The organism is Pseudobutyrivibrio ruminis, from assembly GCF_015057245.1.
Taxonomy (GTDB): domain Bacteria; phylum Bacillota; class Clostridia; order Lachnospirales; family Lachnospiraceae; genus Pseudobutyrivibrio; species Pseudobutyrivibrio ruminis_E.
On the sequence record NZ_SVET01000001.1, the window covers coordinates 392,718 to 410,902 of the forward strand.

Genomic DNA, 18,185 nt, shown 5'->3' on the forward strand with positions numbered 1-18,185 from the left:
TCTCTCCTTAATCAGCCTTTCTTTCTGTTTTGCGTAAGCTCTTTTCCCATTTACCAACAAGCACTGTAAGCAACTCTACGATAATAAGGTAAACGAATGCTACAGCAACAAGTGGAATGAAAGCTTCGTATGTCTGGCTTCGAATGATATCTCCACCACGAGTTAAATCTGTAAGACCGATGTATCCACAAATTGATGTCTCTTTAATGAGCATAATGAACTCGTTTGCCAAAGCTGGAAGTACATTCTTGATAGCCTGTGGAAGGATGATAGCTGTCATTGTCTGCTTATGTGAAAGACCAAGGCTTCGTCCTGCTTCCATCTGACCATTGTCGATGGACATGATACCACCACGCATAATCTCTGCTACATAAGCACCTGAGTTAATAGCAAAAGCAATAATTGCAACAAGTACCTTTGAAACATTAACTGACTTAAATACAACATAGTAAATAATCAAAAGCTGTACCATCATTGGTGTTCCACGAATGATAGTAAGATATACTTTACAAATTCCGTTAAGAATTACATGTGCTCCTGTTTTATCATATGAAACACGGATAATTGCTACAAAGAAACCTATAAGCACACCGATGATAACCGCACAAAGAGCAATCACAAGTGTATTTCTAAGACCTGTTAAAAGATACTGATATCTTCCATCCTTTACAAAGTTTGCATAAAGCTTCTCTGTAAATGTCTGTCCGTCAGCTACTGCATTAGCATCCTTAACAATCATAACCTGCTTTGATGTTATATATGATGTAGAGAAGTTAATTGATTTCGCACGCTCTTCTGTCATTGTCATTCCAGCAATACCAACATCGGCTTTATGTGAGCTAACTGCGTTGATAATTGAATCGAACTCCATATCTTCGATTTCGATGCTCATACCAAGCTTATCACCAATGGCATGCATAATATCCATATCGATACCTACAACTTCACCACTCTCATAGTATTCGTATGGCTTAAAAGTAGCATTAGTTGCAATTACGATTTTGCCATTGTCATATGTAACTCCCTCAGGTGACTCATATGGGAACTTACCTTTTGTATCATCTCCAATGTAGTTAGAAATGATTTCATCCAATGTGCCCTCTTCCTGAAGCTCAGCAATAGCGCCATTAACCTGCTCTAAAAGCTCGTCATTATCCTTTGCAATACAGATTGCATATTCTTCCAATGCAAATGGCTCATCCAAAATAACTAGTGAACCTTCGTTTTCAACACTTGCAATTGCAGGCTGCTCATCAGCAATAACACAATCAATTTTGCCTTGCTTTAAAGCCTGAACCGCATCAGTAATTTTATTGTAACGCTCAACTGTTGTTCCAGCCTCGTCTCCTTCGTAATCACTGGCATAAATATCACCAGTTGTTCCAAGTTGAACACCGATTTTTGATCCTTCTAAATCATCGATAGATGAAATAGTTTTTGTGTTGTCAGCACTTCCACAGCCAATGAAAAGTGCGGCAAGCATACATGCAAGAATTGTAGCTTTCTTTTTCATATAATCCGTCTCTCTTTCGTATAATTATTCTTCAATAATGTATTTTTATACTAAAACATAATACCACATAATTATAAAAAATAAAGAGGAAATTAAATAAATATATAAAAAAAATAGCCTCGATATTCATCGAAGCTATTAATAATATGCATAATATTCATTTTATTCGTATCTTAATGCATCAATCGGATTCATGTTTGCTGCATGCTTTGCTGGTGAATATCCAAAGAATACTCCTATAGCCATAGAGAATCCAACCGACATGTATATACTTGCAATTGAAACCTCAGGTGTATAACCCATAAAGTGAGCAGCTATATTTCCAAGTAATAATCCTACCACTATTCCAATCAAGCCACCTATCAGACAAATAATAATGGCTTCGCTTATAAACTGAAGCATTATCATTCCATCAGGGGCACCTAAAGCTTTTCTTGTACCGATTTCTTTGGTTCGCTCAGTGATTGAAACTGTCATAATATTCATTACACCAATACCACCTACAATAAGGGCAATTGCCGCTATCATAGAGATAGCCAGTGTCATCTGATTCATAGTCTTTGTATTCTCCTGAATCATAGTTTGATTACTATATGCATCCACATAAAACTTATCACCTAATGTGTTTGCCATAACATCTGTTAAATATGATTTAATCTCTGTAGACAAAGCTACCGGATCCTGACCTTCTGCTGCAACCACCGTGGCATCAAAGATTGTTTCGTCATGAGAATAATTCCATGCAGTCTTAAGTGGAATATATACACTGGTGCTGATATTTTTATTGCTACCACGCATCATACTGCCTGACTGCTGATACTCATACACTCCTATTACTGTAATATTCATGTATTCATCATTTATATTCACCTCAAACTCTTTTCCAAGCACATCATCCAATGAATAATTAGCTCCAAAAAGCTGCTCTGCAAATTTGTCTGCCACAATAGCAGTATTCTTTCCCTGCTCATATGCAAACTCGTTAAATAGATTGCCGCCTTTAAGCTTTATGTTATTAGCTTTAAAATAACCAGCACTGACTCCTGTAATATCTACATTGGCCTTGTTTGCATCCTTGATGACTGTCCCCGAGCCTGCACTAGCCTCAACAGAGATTGCACTTATCTTGCCCTTAAACTGATTGGCAAGTTTATGAAGTGTTTCCGGAGTGATTTTCATAGTTTGATAATCTGCCTCTGAAAGCTCCTGGTTATAATCAATTGGATTAACGTATATGGTAATGTTTTGAACACCATAGCTTTCCAGCTGTTTTTGTACACCCTTTGTCATCGAATTGCCCACTGTCATAATAGCAATAACTGCTGCAACACCAATGATGATACCAAGCATTGTAAGAAAAGCTCTCATTTTGTTAGCTTTTATACTAAGCAAAGCAAGCTTACAGTTTTCTTTAATCATATCTATTCCTTTCAGGCCACTTAGGCCATCTTTTTCTCAGCAATAATATTTCCGTCGCTAATAGTTACAATTCTCGGAGTCTCTGCTGCAAGTTCATTTGAATGAGTAATGAGCACAATAGTCTTTCCCTGTTTTTCATGAAGCTCGTGGAATATATCCATTACCAGTCTACCTGTTCCCGAATCGAGGGCACCTGTTGGCTCATCTGCCAAAATAATATCAGGGTCATTCGCCATAGCTCTTGCTATAGCTACACGCTGCTTCTGTCCACCTGATAGCTCGTCAGGAGTATGGTGCATACGCTCTTCCATTCCTACCATTTTCAAAAGCTCAATGGCTCTTTTTCTGCGTTGCTTTTCTGGAACACCTGCATAAAGCATTGGCATCTCCACATTTGCAATAGCATCTGTTCTAGCTATTAAATTATATGTCTGAAAAACAAATCCTATATGCTTGTTTCTAAGGGCAGATAAGGCCTTGTTTGGAGCCTTTGAAATATCAATCCCATCAAGAATATATTCTCCCGAAGTCTGTCTATCCAAAATACCTAGAATATTCATCAGAGTACTTTTACCAGAACCTGATTGGCCAACAATGGAAACAAACTCTCCTTTGTGAATATCCAAATCTATTCCATGCAAAATCTCCAGCTCATTTGGAGTTCCAATATAATAGCTTTTTCTTATATTTTTTGCAGATAATAAAATATCATTACTCAAAATATATTCCTCCATCAGTTCCCATTGACTCTAATGTTGCATCGGCGCTGTTTTCATCCATATCAGACTCAACTATCATTTCACCTTCCTTAAGGTCGCCACCTGTAATCTCTGTATAGAAGTCATCTGAAATTCCTGTTGTCACTGTAACGTTCTTTGTGCTTCCGTCTTTTGTCTGAATCACCACATACTTGCTTCCATCATCTGAAGTCTTAATATCTGATGATGGTACAGCAATTGCATTTTCTGAAGATGCAGTAATAAATGTCATTTTGGCTGTCATACCAAGTCTTAGGTTTTCGTTGGAATCATCTATCTGTACGTCTACTCTGTATGTAGCTCTGCTCTTTGATACAGAAGCTGTAGTAGATGTGGTGTCTGTAGTTTTAGTGCTGTTCTTTGTTGCTGTAGGTGAAACAAATACAACTGTACCGTTTAATACCTCATCTCCTGTAGCATCTGTTTTTATCTGTACCTTCTGTCCCACCTGGATGCTTGGAATCTGAGCCTCATCAATATCAGCTGTTGCCTTTAAGCTTGTAACATTATCAATTACAACTGCATCTGTTCCACTGTATGTCTGGCCTTTTACTATATTTACATTAGTAACTGTTCCATCCTGTGATGCATATACTGTTGCCTTTGAAAGCTCTTCCTGAGATTTTTCTATCTCCTGCTTTGCAGATAAAGTATTTGACTGTGCTGATAATTCATTTGATTTAGCAGCTTGAGCCTGTGTATATACATTTGAGTTAGCAGACTCTGTTGTGTTATTTAAGCTAGACTGAGCAGATTCTACAGAGCGATTGGCTGATGCTACAGAATCTGATGCAGACTGAACTGACTGTCTTGCCGACTCTGTAGCTGATACTGCACTATCATATGCACTCTTTTTGCTATCATAATCACTTTGAGCTGTAGCAAGCTCTGTTTTTGCTGTCTCTAAATCTGTCTTTGCCTGAGTAAGCTGATTGTTTAATTCTGTTGGATCTTCTGCACTGGCAATCTGAGTCTCTAAATCAGTAATCTTTGCATTTAAGTCATCAACTTTCTTCTGTGCAGCTGCAAGTGTTGCACTTGCTGAATCCTTAGCTCTTTCTGCTTCATTTTCACTGTTACTTGCGGTTGTAAGATTATTATCTGCGTTCTTTTTATTTCTGTTTGCAGTGTTCTGGTCCTGCTGCGCAGATTCAAGATTTCTATTTGAATCATTAATCTGAGTCGCTCCATTTCGTTGAGCATCAGTTAATGCTTGATTTGCATTCTGCTGAGCAATTTCATTCTGCTGATTCTGAATATTGAGAGCCTGCTGCTGATATGAAAGTGTCTGTTCCATAGTTGTCATATCAAGCTTGTAAAGAGGATCACCTTTCTTTACAACATCTCCAACCTTTACATAAACCTCCTCTACAGGATATGAGCTTGTAGTTGTAGCAAACTGTCCGCTTTCCTCTGCAGAAATAATCGTTCCTGTAGCGCTAAGTGTCTTCTCTATGTTCTGCTTTGTCACCTCAATTGTAATTGGTTCGCTGTCTGTTTCCTTAGCATTAGCCTTTACATATTTAAATCCAGCTACTCCTGCAACAGATGAAATAACAAGGGCTGCAATTATCATGCAAGTTACAACCTTTTTATTAAGTATCTCTTTTAGTTTCAATTCTTTTCCCTCCATGTGATTTCTATCAACAGATGCTATTGTGCCATTTGATTCTTAAGAAATACCTTAAGTAAATCTAAAGAAATCTAAAGAAATTTCTTTTTACTATTTATTCACAGCTTTTGTGTTACTATACAAACAGATAAAGCTATCTTTTTATAGGAGTGAATATGGGAAATCAAAAGATACTGGTTGTTGATGACAACGAGGAAATAAGAAATATTCTACATATATTATTAGAAAGTGAAGGCTATCAGATTCTTGAAGCTTGCGATGGCGAAACTGCACTTTCTATGGTGGACGACTCTATTGATTTAATCATCCTTGATATTATGATGCCAGGCATTTCTGGTCTGGATGTGTGCAAGAAAATTCGAGAAACATATCAAATGCCAATACTCTTTCTTACAGCAAAGGGAACTGACTCTGATAAGTCTCTTGGCCTTCTTATAGGGGCCGATGATTATCTGTCAAAGCCTTTTTCACATAGTGAGCTTACTGCCCGTGTAAAATCCATGCTCCGCCGCTACTATGTATATCAGGGCAAAAAGGAAGCTGTCTCAGACAACTACTACACTTATAACATTTTTAAAGTGGCAAAGGACAGAAATGAAGTCTTTGTTATCAGCCCAGATGGACAGGAAACATCTATTGATTTATCTGAGTTGGAATATCAGATTTTCAAGCTTTTAATAGAAAGCCCGGGGCGTGTTTTTCCTGCCCAGCTTATATACGAAACTATATGGAATGAGCCATACTTCTACAGTTCAAATGCTACTATCATGGTTCACATCAGAAATCTTCGCACCAAAATCGAGGATGATCCATCAAATCCTGTTCATCTTCTTACAGTATGGGGAAAGGGATATAAACTACAATGAGAAAATTCAAAAAAATCATTTCTAAATCCTTATATCTTGAACTATGGCTATCCATAGTTGTTTCCTTGGTGATTGGTGGAATAACATTCTTTTTACTACAGCATGCCAACGACCTAATTTATTTTTCAAAGTGGGCAGATGATGTCTACATTCCTAGCAAATTAGAAGCGTCAATCGCAGATTTTCAAGAATATATAGATGAAAACCAGCTATCAAGTGAAGACAAATCAATGATTTATAAATGGTCGCAATCCCACCCTCTTATGTACTTTTATTTAGAGCGTGACGGAGTTATTATTTATAATTTCTATGTGGACTACTCTTACGACTCGGCCACTGAAATTTCGGAAGCTGATGCTGAGCTAATAGAGGAATCATATGAATATAATCCTTATGTATACGACTATACAATTACGCTGATTGATGGCGACTGTCAGATGCATGTATTCGAGGATTTCAAATATGATTTGTACTCTAAAATTCAGCTTGCAAACATCGTATTAAGTGCATTACTCATTATTATTCTAATCACTATACTTGTTCGTAAAAAAATCAAATACATTAATGAAGTTACTTCTGGAATTGAAATCCTGGCTGGAGGGGATTTAAGCTATCGTATACCTGTTAGAGGAAATGATGAGATTTCAAATGTGGCAGATAACATTAATTCAATGAGTATAGCTGTTGCAAACCAAATAGAAAATGAAAAGAAAGCAATACAGGCTAACAACAGCCTTGTCACAGCACTATCTCACGACTTGCGGACTCCTCTCACCACACAGATGGGCTATTTGGAAATATTAAAAGAACACCATTATCATTCAGGAGAAGAAATGGATAAGTATGTAAATACCGCATTGGATACTTGCTTTCAGATTAAAGAAATGTCAGATAGACTTTTCGAGTACTTCCTTGCATTTGATCCTCATCCTGAGCGTTCAAAGGAAACACTCTCCTGCTATGATGGAATTGATTTCCTGATGCAAATAATAAGTGAATTGTCACTACCACTAATAGAACAAGGTTTTACCTTTGAGTACGGCGAACCAACCGAAGCCTTTAAGATTAACGTAAATACGGATGATATCTTAAGAGTATTTAACAACGTATTTACGAACATAGATAAATATGCTGATGAAACTGAACCTGTTCATGTTGGTCTCAAATGTGACAAGGAATTTGCCACACTTTCAATTTCCAACAAAATTCGTTCAGTTCCAAGAAAAAATGAAAGTGCCAAAATCGGTCTTATCAGTATCAATAGCCTAATGAAAAGACAAGGTGGCTCTAGCGTAACTAAAACCACCTTGGATACCTTCACTATTGAATTGAAATTTCCTATTTACCAGCACGCCTAGTTCTTTTGATAGAGGTCCTTTTCTTAGGGCCTCTTCTTTTTGGAGAATGTGCTTTTCTAAAGGCTGCAATCTCAGCCAACAGCTTTTCATAATCTCTTTCAAATAAGAGCTCACTAATCTCATGACTAACATCTGCAGGGTCGACCTTTTTCGACTCTATAATCTTTTTGCGAACAGCCGGTTTACTCAACGATTTGTATTCTGGCATTCCCAGTCTTTGTAAAAGGATTCCTAATTCAGGCCTCCATAGTAATTCCAGCTTTCTATTAAGCTTTACCTTTTTATTGTATTCAGGCTTTCTCAAAAAATAGAAATCAGGCTTTTCATCTACTTCATCAACTGTGATGATTCCCCAATAATCTGGAACGTGCTCTTCCACATGCATTGCATGACTTGAGCCAACTACCACTATGTTGTAATCGAAGTATTTATCATAGTCTTTTATCTGACCTTCAAGCCTTGTATAGGTGTCCGCATCAGATTTTATTTCTATTCCTACAAGAGCATCGGTAATTATCATAATCACATCTGCCCTTGATTTTCCCATCATCTTTTCCTCGATGATTCGTGTTTTACCGTAGGATTCCTCTAAAAACTCGAATAGTGGCTCCCTTATATCTTTATCTTTTAACATTAAAGTGCCTCAATCTGTTCTAGTATTTGGGAGGCATCTGCATTAAACTCAGTGATTTCTTTACAAAATGAGGAATCATAGTATTTACCAAACAGCTCATCATATTCCTCCTGACTGGCCAATTCCTCTCCATTTATCTCCCAATAAGAAATTATCGCATTTCCGTTTTCATCAAAGCTATCCTCTGCCCATGGATCAAGTGGTCCCTGAGTACCATAAGCAATATTAATCCAATAACCATCCTTGATTGCCACCACACTGTTGTATGTATTGGCATCCACATGCTCTGTAGCTAATAACACATTGTCGCCTTCCACATATGAAACAGAATCAATCTGTCCACTGAAAAGATTTACTGTAGAACCGCTATATGTAGCTATTACTATATTTGTATCATTTACCTTATAAATAAGCTCTGGAACATCATCAGAATCTACATAAATCAGAGAAAAACTAACGCTATCCTCATCACTCAAATCTTCTACTAGAGTTTTATAGCCCTCTTTCCAAGATGCGAACTCACTTACTTCTGATGCTCCTGCAGCTATATAGTTAGCCCCTACTCTATCATCAAGCTCAAAGGCTGCATTGTATTCATCGGAGTAATTGTATCCCTCTACTACCTCTATAGTTGGAAGATTTTCAGATTCTCCACTTGCAGAATCATCTTTATTTTCAGTTGCTTCACTTTCAGATTTACTCTCCTCAAGGGCATCAGCCAACTCTTCTGGCTCAACCTCTCCCGAAACATTATCTTTTCCACAGGCAATCATGCTGGACGCAATTGTAAGGCACAACAATAATGCTAAATATCTTTTTTTCATGTCTCGACCCCACTTTCATGTTTATGGGATAATTATAACTCAGAGCATAGATGAAGTCGAATAAAGTAATTATAAAAAAATGATAAAGTATGAAAGGGGATTCGATTCTCGCCTGCCGGCTCGGTCGGCTCGCAACCATGTGGTCCACTGGACCACGCTCGCCCCTCGACATCGCGGGAACCCCACGGTTTGATTGAGTTGAATCCACATCGAGCTGAATAAAAATAAAAGCTAGACCATTTGGTCTAGCTTTTATTTTTAGTAGCGAGAGGGGGATTCGAACCCTCGACACCGCGGGTATGAACCGCGTGCTCTAGCCAACTGAGCTATCTCGCCATATTTATTAAATTAAATGGGACCTACAGGGCTCGAACCTGTGACCCTCTGCTTGTAAGGCAGATGCTCTCCCAGCTGAGCTAAGATCCCAGAGCTATTAGCGTTTAACGCTTCAAGCGACTTCATAAAGATAACAAAACAAGCCCCCAATGTCAACATAATTATTAATTTTCGCAATATTTTTACTATTTAGAGGAATTACCTGAAATATGTACATCCATAAAATAAGAAAAGCAGACCTAAAAGTCTGCTTTTGTTTTAGAAATATGACATTGTACCTTCCAAATCGATGTGCTTTGCCTGAAGGTCCTTTAATTCAAAAACAATGCCCTCACAGTATTTTTCATCATTGATTCTTGTGCGGCGGCCAATCATTCTGAAATGAGCAACTGGGAAAGATGTTTCGTAGCTCCAAGAGTAATCTGGATTTCCACCCTTTTCTCCCTTGCAAAGACCCTTCCAAAATGCCTTGATTGTATTTGGGCTTTCATAGTCCACATACATCATCTCGCTTTCTTCAGAGAGATCATCACCCTCTTCGTATGTAGCACCCTCAAACTGGATAACAGTATTTAAACTGCCATAGCCAATAACAAGGCCATTCACTCTTGCCTCTTCAATAAGAGATTCCTCTACATCTGAAAGACCATAGTGACATCCCTGAAGCTTCTCAGCTAATTCTTCTTTTGTCATAGTCAAACTCCCTCACTTTGATTTTCACATATCACTAATAATACATTACTAGATTTTAGTTAAAAAATCTATGCCCATTTCTCCATAATATTTTGAACCAACTTTACACATTCTGCTGCATCAGCCGAATATCCATCTGCACTAATCTCATCCTTGAAGGATTCGTTTATACATGCTCCGCCAATAATAATCTTAGCTCTACAGCCCTTTTCCTTAGCGAGCTTAACCACATCATCCATTCGCATCATTGTGGTGGTCATAAGGGCAGACAGACCAATTATATCTGCATCAACCTCTACTGCCTTATCAATGATTATGGCTGCTGGTACATCCTTGCCTAGATCAATTACGTTGAAGCCATAGTTTTTAAGCATAAGTGCAACCAAATTCTTTCCAATATCGTGAATATCACCCTCTACTGTGGCAATAACAACCGTCGCCTTTGCTTCAGTAGAATCGCTGGCAAGAAGTGGTTCTATGTGCTTCATTCCCACTTCCATCGCATTTGCTCCCGCTATTAGCTGTGGCAAGAAATACTTCTTTTTATCATATAAATCACCTACTACGTTTATTCCCTTAATAAGGTGATTTTCGATTATTTCCTGTGGCTCCATTCCAGCATCTAAAAGCTTTTGTATTTCAGAAACTATCTGGTCCTTTTTTCCTTTTATAACACACTCAGCCACTGGACTTTCTGAAGATGTAGTGCTGGTTTCCGGCTTTGCCCCAGCTGGGCTACCACTTGTGGCTCCTCCCGCTGTCATTGATAACACTGGCAGTGATGCATATTTTTCCAACGCCCCAGGCTTGTTCATAAGTGTATCTGCTGCTGCAGCCTGATACATAAGCATATCCTGGCTTGGATTTGCAATAGCCATAGTAAGGCCTTTGCTGACAGCTATGGTAAGATATGTGGCGTTTACAAACTGTCTATTAGGCATTCCAAATGATATGTTGGACAAACCGCATACTGTAGGAAGTCCCAACTCATTCTTGCAGTATTCTATGGTTTCAAAGCACTGTAATCCTGCTGTACCTTCAGCACCAACTGTCTGTACCAGCACGTCTACCACTGCTGCATCCCTATCTAGTCCAATAGCTTCTGCTGCATTAAGAACAGTGGCAATATGCTCTTTCTTTTCTTCCATATCCTTTGGAAGTCCCGCTCCCGACAATGGAAGTGTGATAAACATAGCTCCATATTTCTTTGCAAGCTTAAGCATAGGCTCCATCTTTTCTTTTTCAGCAGATATAGAGTTAATGAGAGCACGTCCTGGATATATGCGAAGCGCAGCCTCCATAACATCCACATGGCTAGTATCCAAACATAAAGGTAAATCAACTGCTGATGTTACCTCATAAATACTATCAAGCATCATCTGCTTCTCATCGATGCCATTCATACCCATATTTACGTCGAGAATGTTGGCTCCCTTTTCTTCCTGCTCTCTTGCAAAATCCACAACCATGGATAGAGAGCCTGAAAGTAGGCTAGCCTGGAATTTCTTTTTGCCTGTAGGATTGATTCTTTCACCGATAACCATAAATGGTCCGTCTAAGTCAATCCAGGTATTCATTCGCTCAGAAGTAACAACCCTCATAGGCTTCTTTTCAATCTGATGCTGTTTTTTATCCTTCAAACGAGAAACCAGAGCTGATATGTGCTCCGGTGTAGAACCGCAACATCCACCAAAGAGCCATGCTCCTGCTTCATAAAGCTTTTCGCAAGCATCTGCAAAAGCATCAGGGCTCATCTTGTAAACAGTCTTGCCATCCTCAAGCTCAGGCAAGCCAGCGTTTGGCTTTACAATAATAGGGATGTTTGCAACTGACGCCATCTGCTGAACAAGCTCTAGCATAGCATCAGGGCCAGTGCTGCAATTCATTCCCACACAATCTACACCCATTGACTGAAGAACAATCATGGCTGTATCTGGTGATGTTCCGTACAGTGTCTTTCCATCTGGATTAAAGGTAAGAGAAACAATGATTGGTAAGTCACATGATTCCTTGATAGCAAGAACTGCTGCACGACACTCCTGAAGGCTCATCATAGTTTCAACTACGAAAAGATCTACACCTTCCTGAAGAATAGCCTCCACCTGCTCCTTATAGCAGTCTACTAAATCCTCAAACATAAGGTCTCCAAGAGGATAAAGCTGCTTACCTGTCATAGAAATATCTGCTGCAACAAGGCCTTTATCCCCTGCAACCTGCCTTGAGAGGCGGACAAGCTGCCTATTCATCTCCACAAGCTTGTCCTCTAACCCATATTCTGCTAGCTTGATTCTAGAGGCTGTGAAAGTAGGTGCCAACACAATATCTGAACCTGCATCAAAATAAGCCTTTTGCAATTCCTGAATAGCCCAAGGATTATCAATAATCCATTTTTCTGGACATACTCCTGCCGGCATTCCCCTTTTTTGAAGCTCAGTACCTGTAGCCCCATCAATAAATACAATTCTTTTTTCAAGTAACTCTCTAAAATCCGCTCTAGTCATTATTTCTCCTCTTAAAAACCCGCTTAACTCTAGTCTCTTAAAATTGTTCCACCACCAAGTACTACATCGCCATCATAGAAAACAGCTGCCTGACCTGGAGTAATTGCTCGCTGTGGCTCATCAAAAACAACCTTTGCTGAAGTTGCATCAATACGCTCAACTGTGCATGGCTGCTCAGTCATACGATAACGAACCTTGGCCTTGCATTTAAATGTAGGTCTGTCGTCTGTTGGATCAATCCAGTTGATGTTCTTAACAATAGTGGTTGTTGTAAATAAATCTTCGTTTTTACCAAGAACCACCTGATTATTCTTAACATCAAGCTCAGTAACATAAAGAGGATGTTCTGCCGAAATACCAAGCCCCTTACGCTGTCCTATTGTGTATCCAACAATACCCTTGTGTGTACCCATAACATTGCCATCATGGTCCACAAAATCACCTGGTGCATATTCCTTACCTGTAAATCTCTTCAAGGCTGAAACATAATCGCCATCTGGTACAAAGCAAATATCCTGACTGTCAGGCTTGTTTGCATTTATAAAGTCATGACTCTCTGCAATCTTTCTAACCTCATCCTTAGAAATCTCACCTAATGGGAATTCAGTGTGTGCTAATTCATTTTGAGTCATTGCATATAAAACATAGCTCTGATCCTTGTTTGAATCCAGTCCCTTAAGAAGCTGATACCCATTATCAGTCTTTCTTATTCTTGCATAGTGTCCTGTAACTATTTTCTCACAGCCAAGAATCTCAGCCCTTCTATAAAGCTCATCAAACTTCATATGCTTGTTACATTCAATACAAGGATTAGGTGTCATACCATTTTCATAGCAATAGATAAAATCATCTATTACAGTTTCTCTGAATTTATCCTGAAAATTGAAGGTATGATGTGGCATGCCTAATCTACGTGCTACGGATTTTGCATCCTCCACATCATCAAGGGAACAGCAAGTATGTGAGCCACAGACCCCTATATCCTCATTGGCATACAGCTTCATTGTACATCCAATGCATTCATATCCTTTTTCCTTCATCATTAAAGCAGCGACACTACTATCTACTCCGCCGCTCATCGCAATAAGTGCTTTCATTTTTCCTCCAAAACTATTCGTCTTTAATATTTCCTCGACTTACATTGTCGCTAATAATTGCATCAACCACTTCGAAAAGCTTTTTCGAACCTAAAGCTGTCTTGTCCTGTCTGCCATGTACCTGTGTAGCAGTGACTCCATGCTTGCGCCAATCTTCTCCACCATTGCTATTATTAAGCATTAGTGGCTGTACATTATCCATTGCACGAGCAAACTTGGCCTCTGCTGTTTCATAGGCTTCGAATTCTTCAAAAAGAGACATCAATTCCTTTGCCTGATCTTCTGGAAGCATTCCGAATATACGATTCTTAGCAGCTTCCTCTCTGGCTGCTTGTGTCTTTTTATTTTCCTCATCATAGGCATAGGTATCACCTGCATCAATCTCCACAATATCGTGAATCAAGCACATCAGCATTACTTTGCCTATATCAACTGGTTCATTTGAATATTCTCTAAGAAGATACGCCATAATGGCCATATGCCAGGCGTGCTCAGCATCGTTTTCATTTCTGCCATGGCCCGACAAATGAGTTTGTCTAAATATGTTCTTCTCTTTATCTATTTCTAATGCAAAATCTAATTGTTTTTTAAGTCTATCGTCCATTTTAATATATCTCCTATCAATTTAGTAGATAAATCTATTATGGGATAGAATAAAATAAAACTCTAGTCTTTTCAACATAAAATCATTTCAAAAAATACCACAATTTTCACAAAGTAGGCACAAATATTAAATAGAATAAATAATAATCCTTATACAATGTTATTTCTATAGGTAAGATATGGATAACAATTTATATTCACTACTAAAACAAACAGCAAATCTATCTTCTCTTCCATGCACAATCATGTCTGTAGAGAAAAAATCTGATGGCACCTGTGGTGATATTCGTTTTTACGCCATAAACGATATCTTCAAAAGAAGCTACTACGACATGTTTATGGAGCAGGAAGGTAATAATAAAGTTGCCTTTGAAGATTTTGATGAGGTAATTGAGGGACAATTGTATACTGCTCATCTTCCAAAGGAACCAAAATTTGAAGACATATGTTTTAGAGCTGCCTGGGGAAATGAGCATATTCACACATATGTAGATACTACAAAAATGTACGGTTACTGGACTGAAGATATATTATTTCCAGTCAACTGCGAACATGATGAAACAGTAGCCTACTGCCAGTTTATGTACACTCTAAACAAAGAAATGGATACAGGGAAATTTAGTGCTGTTTCTCCTGATGTTTCCAGTTTCGTAATAAAGGTTTGTTTGGAGATGCGTAATGAAAATGCATTTTCCAATAGTATGGACATTATCACTCGTGACCTGAGGGAATATGCTAATTCTGAATCTGCCTGTATTTTAACAGTAGATTCTGACCAACAAAAATTTGAAATTATAAGCGAATCAGTACGCAACAACGCTTATTGTATCAAGGATATTTTTTCAAACTTTTCATTTGAAATTGTTGGATGCTGGGAGAGACTTCTCTCTGAAACAAATAATATAATCATTCAAAATAATAAAGACATGTCCTACTATGAGGCTCAGGCACCTGATTGGATTAAAACCTATAAGGATGCCGGAGGTAAGGCCTTGTGCCTAATGCCATTTATTCATCATGGTGTTATCATCGGATATCTTTACATTTCAAATTTTGATACAAGTGAAACCACTCGTCTAAAGGATACTTTAGAGCTAATAAGCTTCTTCCTGACAGCCGAAGTTGCCAATCACATGATTCTAGAAAAGCTGGAATATCTCAGCAACGTAGATGTGCTTACAGGCGTTTTAAACAGAAACTGCATGAACGTTAATGTGGATGAGCTTTCCCTTAAGCTGAAGCTGGATCCCAAACCATTTGCAGTGGCCTTCTGTGATCTAAATGGTTTAAAAACAATAAACGACCATGGCGGACACAATTCAGGGGATGAATTATTAAAGGATGCTGCCAATGTGCTTAAGGAAGTTTTTATAGGTGATCAAATATATCGAGCAGGCGGTGACGAATTCGCCATCATATCCCTTAATAGCACAGAAGGGGAATTTTTAGAAAAGCTTGCCCTATTACGACAAAAGGCCTGTGATCCTGATTGGTTAAATTTTGCTATAGGACATTATTACGATGCAAATAGCGGAAATCTTCGACTGGCAATGAGATATGCAGATGAAAACATGTACGAGGATAAAAATGCCTTTTACGAAGCCTATCCTGATAAACGTAGATAATATACGAAAGGTGACATACTATGAATACAAACAGAATTGTGAATGAAAACTTTTATGATGAATACCAGTACTTTGATTCCGTGTTGGCAAAGCGTTTTAAAATCGAGGAAAACGGTGTGGTCAGATATATAAAAGAAATGAAAAATGCCGTAATCGATGTACGAGATGTTTTACCAGAGTGGGATCCTACAATCGCCCGCTTACAGAAAATGAAAGTTCGCTACGACAGTCTCGACAATGCCGAAAGCAGTTTTGATGACTTCCAAGGCAAAGATGAGGATGTGGTTTGGATTAAGGTATTCCTTACCAAGCTAGAATCCCATGCAGATCCTCTTTCAAAATACAGCAAACTGGAATTTACCTATAAGAAACGTAAAAAGAGCTTTTTCCAAAAACTAAAAGCACTATTTAGCTAAAATAAAAACCAATCCCCATTGCAGGGATTGGTTTTATTATTATCTTCATTAAATTGTAAATGAATCTTTAATCTCTCTAAGCTCGTTAGAGTTTTCTTCTGTCTCACCTACAACCTTTACAACACCGTCAGAAAGCATTGCAACATCAGTTGCTTTTTCTGCCACTGTTGTTACCGCTTCTGCCGCCTCACCTACAGTCTTAGAAATCTCATCAACTGAAATAGAAATTGCTGTGGTAGACTCCTGAAGTTCTCCAATCTTTTCTGATATATCGCCTAATACATCTGAGAAATTCTCTGCATCAAGCTTGTAGTTATCTGCCATCTTAAGGAAGCTATCATAATCGTTTGCAACATCTTTTTCTATATATCCAAGTGTTCTTGTAAGACACTCATTCATTAAGTCTACAGAATTCTGAACCTCAGATACGATTTCCATAATACCAGCAACTGTATCGCTAGACTGAGTTGCAAGTCCACCGATTTCTGTAGCTACAACTGCAAAACCTTTTCCTGCCTCGCCTGCACGAGCTGCTTCAATTGATGCATTTAAAGCAAGGAGATTTGTCTGGCTGGCAATATCCTGAATTGCCACTGCAAGAGAATTAACCTTCTCAACAGCTTTTGACTTTTCAAGTGCTTCCTGTCCCTGTGCATTAATCTCTTCGTACATTCTTTCAGTCTTTTCCTTGGCTGCAACAGTTTCATCATAGACTGCACTTGCTTTCTTTCTGGTCTCTTTTGCATTGTCTGCACCAACCCTAACTTCATCAGCAATAGCATCAGCATTCTCTTTGATTGCAACTGTTCTTTCGCTGATTACGTCTGTGGTAGCACTTGTTTCCTGCATACTAGCCGCAAGCTCCTCAGATGTGGCTGAATTGTCTGCATTAGCAGAATCGATTTCAGCGGTAATATCCTTAAGTCTAAGAGCATGTCCTTCCAAATCAACAGAAGTATTGGCAATACGCTCAACTATATTTCGAAGGCTCTCTTCCATCTCTCCTACAGCTCTAGCCATAGTTCCAGTTTCATCCTTCTTATGCTCAATAACTTCCAACTCATCACTTGAAGAGAAATCAAGCCTTGAAACACTACCAATAACATTTGTAATAATCTTGATTGGCCCAGTTATGCCTTTGGCAGCAGTAATACCTATAATAAGCACAACCACACCAACTATACATGATAAGAGAATTCCAAGATTTCTAATCTGGTTAATCTCTGCCATAATCTCTGACTCATTTGCCACGCAAACTGTCACCCAGCCAGCTGACTCTATTACCTGATATGAACTATATTTAGCAACGCCATTTTCATCTACGTAATGAATAATACCGCTTGGAACATATGAACCGGTTGGTATTTGTGCAAGTATATTTTTCACATCCTCATTAAATACCTCTGTTCCGATTTTATCTTCCTTCTTGTGATACAAGAAAATGCCATCCTGATCTACAACATAAATAGAGCTAGAATCTATACCATTTAAGCCTCTACCTTCAAAAATAGGCTTAAGCACTTCATAATCTACTCCTTCAAGTCCCTTCGCTGCAATTTCCTGCTCTACAATTTCCGAGCATAGAGTGGACAAATCCTGCATATTGTTTTCGTTGACTTTCTGGATTGTAGCCTTTGCTCTTGGAATGATATAAGCAATGTTGAGAACAAAAAATGCAATAACACTGATTATTATCAATGTGAGAATCTTCACGTAAATCGAATGAAGATTAAATCCTGCCTTGGTAGACTTTTCCATATAATGCTCCTTTCAATATATATAGTTATTTTCCAAATTATTTTTATATTGCGAACAACATTATTATATATGGATACTGTATATATTTTGTGTTTTTTTTATAAAAAATGAGACATTCTTCCATGAATGTCTCATTTTAATATCATTATTT

General features: G+C 38.3%; 15 protein-coding genes and 2 tRNA genes. 4 read left to right on the plus strand and 13 right to left on the minus strand.

Translation table 11 applies throughout. From position 1 onward, the window contains the following. Positions 1–7: 7 nt before the first annotated feature. The 4 genes from E7274_RS01895 to E7274_RS01910 all read right to left on the minus strand — a co-directional run bounded on the left by E7274_RS01895 (position 8) and on the right by E7274_RS01910 (position 5,308). Positions 8–1,513 (minus strand): ABC transporter substrate-binding protein/permease, encoded by a 1,506-nt coding sequence (locus tag E7274_RS01895; RefSeq protein ID WP_304173247.1) that lies wholly within the window; start codon positions 1,511–1,513, stop codon positions 8–10. 162 nt (positions 1,514–1,675) lie between these two features. After that, positions 1,676–2,932, minus strand: a complete 1,257-nt coding sequence (locus E7274_RS01900; protein ID WP_304173249.1) for an ABC transporter permease — start codon at positions 2,930–2,932, stop codon at positions 1,676–1,678. A 20-nt stretch (positions 2,933–2,952) separates the two neighbouring features. After that, positions 2,953–3,666, minus strand: a complete 714-nt coding sequence (locus E7274_RS01905; protein ID WP_044937620.1) for an ABC transporter ATP-binding protein — start codon at positions 3,664–3,666, stop codon at positions 2,953–2,955. Beyond that, positions 3,644–5,308 (minus strand): efflux RND transporter periplasmic adaptor subunit, encoded by a 1,665-nt coding sequence (locus E7274_RS01910; protein ID WP_304173251.1) that lies wholly within the window; start codon positions 5,306–5,308, stop codon positions 3,644–3,646. The genes E7274_RS01905 and E7274_RS01910 overlap by 23 nt, the downstream gene beginning before the upstream one ends. A gap of 170 nt (positions 5,309–5,478) precedes the next feature. Between E7274_RS01910 and E7274_RS01915 the strand changes: the two genes are divergently transcribed. Together E7274_RS01915 and E7274_RS01920 are read left to right on the plus strand one after the other, a co-directional pair. Next, positions 5,479–6,189, plus strand: a complete 711-nt coding sequence (locus E7274_RS01915; RefSeq protein WP_304173255.1) for a response regulator transcription factor — start codon at positions 5,479–5,481, stop codon at positions 6,187–6,189. Next, positions 6,186–7,547 (plus strand): HAMP domain-containing sensor histidine kinase, encoded by a 1,362-nt coding sequence (locus E7274_RS01920; RefSeq protein ID WP_304173257.1) that lies wholly within the window; start codon positions 6,186–6,188, stop codon positions 7,545–7,547. The genes E7274_RS01915 and E7274_RS01920 overlap by 4 nt, the downstream gene beginning before the upstream one ends. On the opposite strand, the gene E7274_RS01925 is transcribed toward E7274_RS01920, so the two are convergent. The 8 genes from E7274_RS01925 to E7274_RS01960 form a co-directional block, all read right to left on the minus strand. Continuing rightward, complete coding sequence (locus E7274_RS01925; protein ID WP_304173259.1) at positions 7,528–8,181, minus strand: sce7726 family protein; 654 nt, start codon at positions 8,179–8,181, stop codon at positions 7,528–7,530. The genes E7274_RS01920 and E7274_RS01925 overlap by 20 nt on opposite strands. Then, positions 8,181–9,005 (minus strand): hypothetical protein, encoded by an 825-nt coding sequence (locus E7274_RS01930; protein ID WP_304173261.1) that lies wholly within the window; start codon positions 9,003–9,005, stop codon positions 8,181–8,183. Before E7274_RS01930 ends, E7274_RS01925 begins: the two co-directional genes overlap by 1 nt. Before the next feature lie 262 nt (positions 9,006–9,267). Further along, positions 9,268–9,341, minus strand: a tRNA-Met gene (locus E7274_RS01935). A gap of 17 nt (positions 9,342–9,358) precedes the next feature. Beyond that, a tRNA-Val gene (locus tag E7274_RS01940) sits at positions 9,359–9,431 on the minus strand. Between the two features lie 168 nt (positions 9,432–9,599). After that, positions 9,600–10,034 (minus strand): hypothetical protein, encoded by a 435-nt coding sequence (locus tag E7274_RS01945; protein WP_090395489.1) that lies wholly within the window; start codon positions 10,032–10,034, stop codon positions 9,600–9,602. Between the two features lie 68 nt (positions 10,035–10,102). Further along, positions 10,103–12,535 (minus strand): homocysteine S-methyltransferase family protein, encoded by a 2,433-nt coding sequence (locus tag E7274_RS01950; protein ID WP_304173263.1) that lies wholly within the window; start codon positions 12,533–12,535, stop codon positions 10,103–10,105. Between the two features lie 29 nt (positions 12,536–12,564). Further along, positions 12,565–13,632 carry a tRNA 2-thiouridine(34) synthase MnmA gene (mnmA, locus tag E7274_RS01955; RefSeq protein ID WP_304173265.1) on the minus strand — a complete coding sequence of 356 codons (1,068 nt, stop codon included), beginning with the start codon at positions 13,630–13,632 and terminating at the stop codon, positions 12,565–12,567. Positions 13,633–13,645: 13 nt separating this feature from the next. Next, positions 13,646–14,236, minus strand: coding sequence for an HD domain-containing protein (locus tag E7274_RS01960; RefSeq protein WP_304173267.1), 591 nt, complete (start codon positions 14,234–14,236; stop codon positions 13,646–13,648). Between the two features lie 178 nt (positions 14,237–14,414). Here E7274_RS01960 and E7274_RS01965 point away from each other — a divergent pair, with 178 nt between their 5' ends. Both E7274_RS01965 and E7274_RS01970 read left to right on the plus strand, forming a co-directional pair. Beyond that, entirely contained in the window at positions 14,415–15,860 is a 1,446-nt protein-coding gene (locus E7274_RS01965; RefSeq protein WP_304173269.1) for a GGDEF domain-containing protein, read from the plus strand. Between the two features lie 20 nt (positions 15,861–15,880). Next, the gene (locus tag E7274_RS01970) at positions 15,881–16,276 is read left to right on the plus strand and encodes a DUF6548 family protein (protein WP_074791981.1); all 396 of its coding nucleotides are present in this window, start codon (positions 15,881–15,883) and stop codon (positions 16,274–16,276) included. 48 nt (positions 16,277–16,324) lie between these two features. Here E7274_RS01970 and E7274_RS01975 read toward each other — a convergent pair whose 3' ends face one another. Then, entirely contained in the window at positions 16,325–18,034 is a 1,710-nt protein-coding gene (locus tag E7274_RS01975; protein WP_304173271.1) for a methyl-accepting chemotaxis protein, read from the minus strand. Positions 18,035–18,185: the final 151 nt, after the last annotated feature.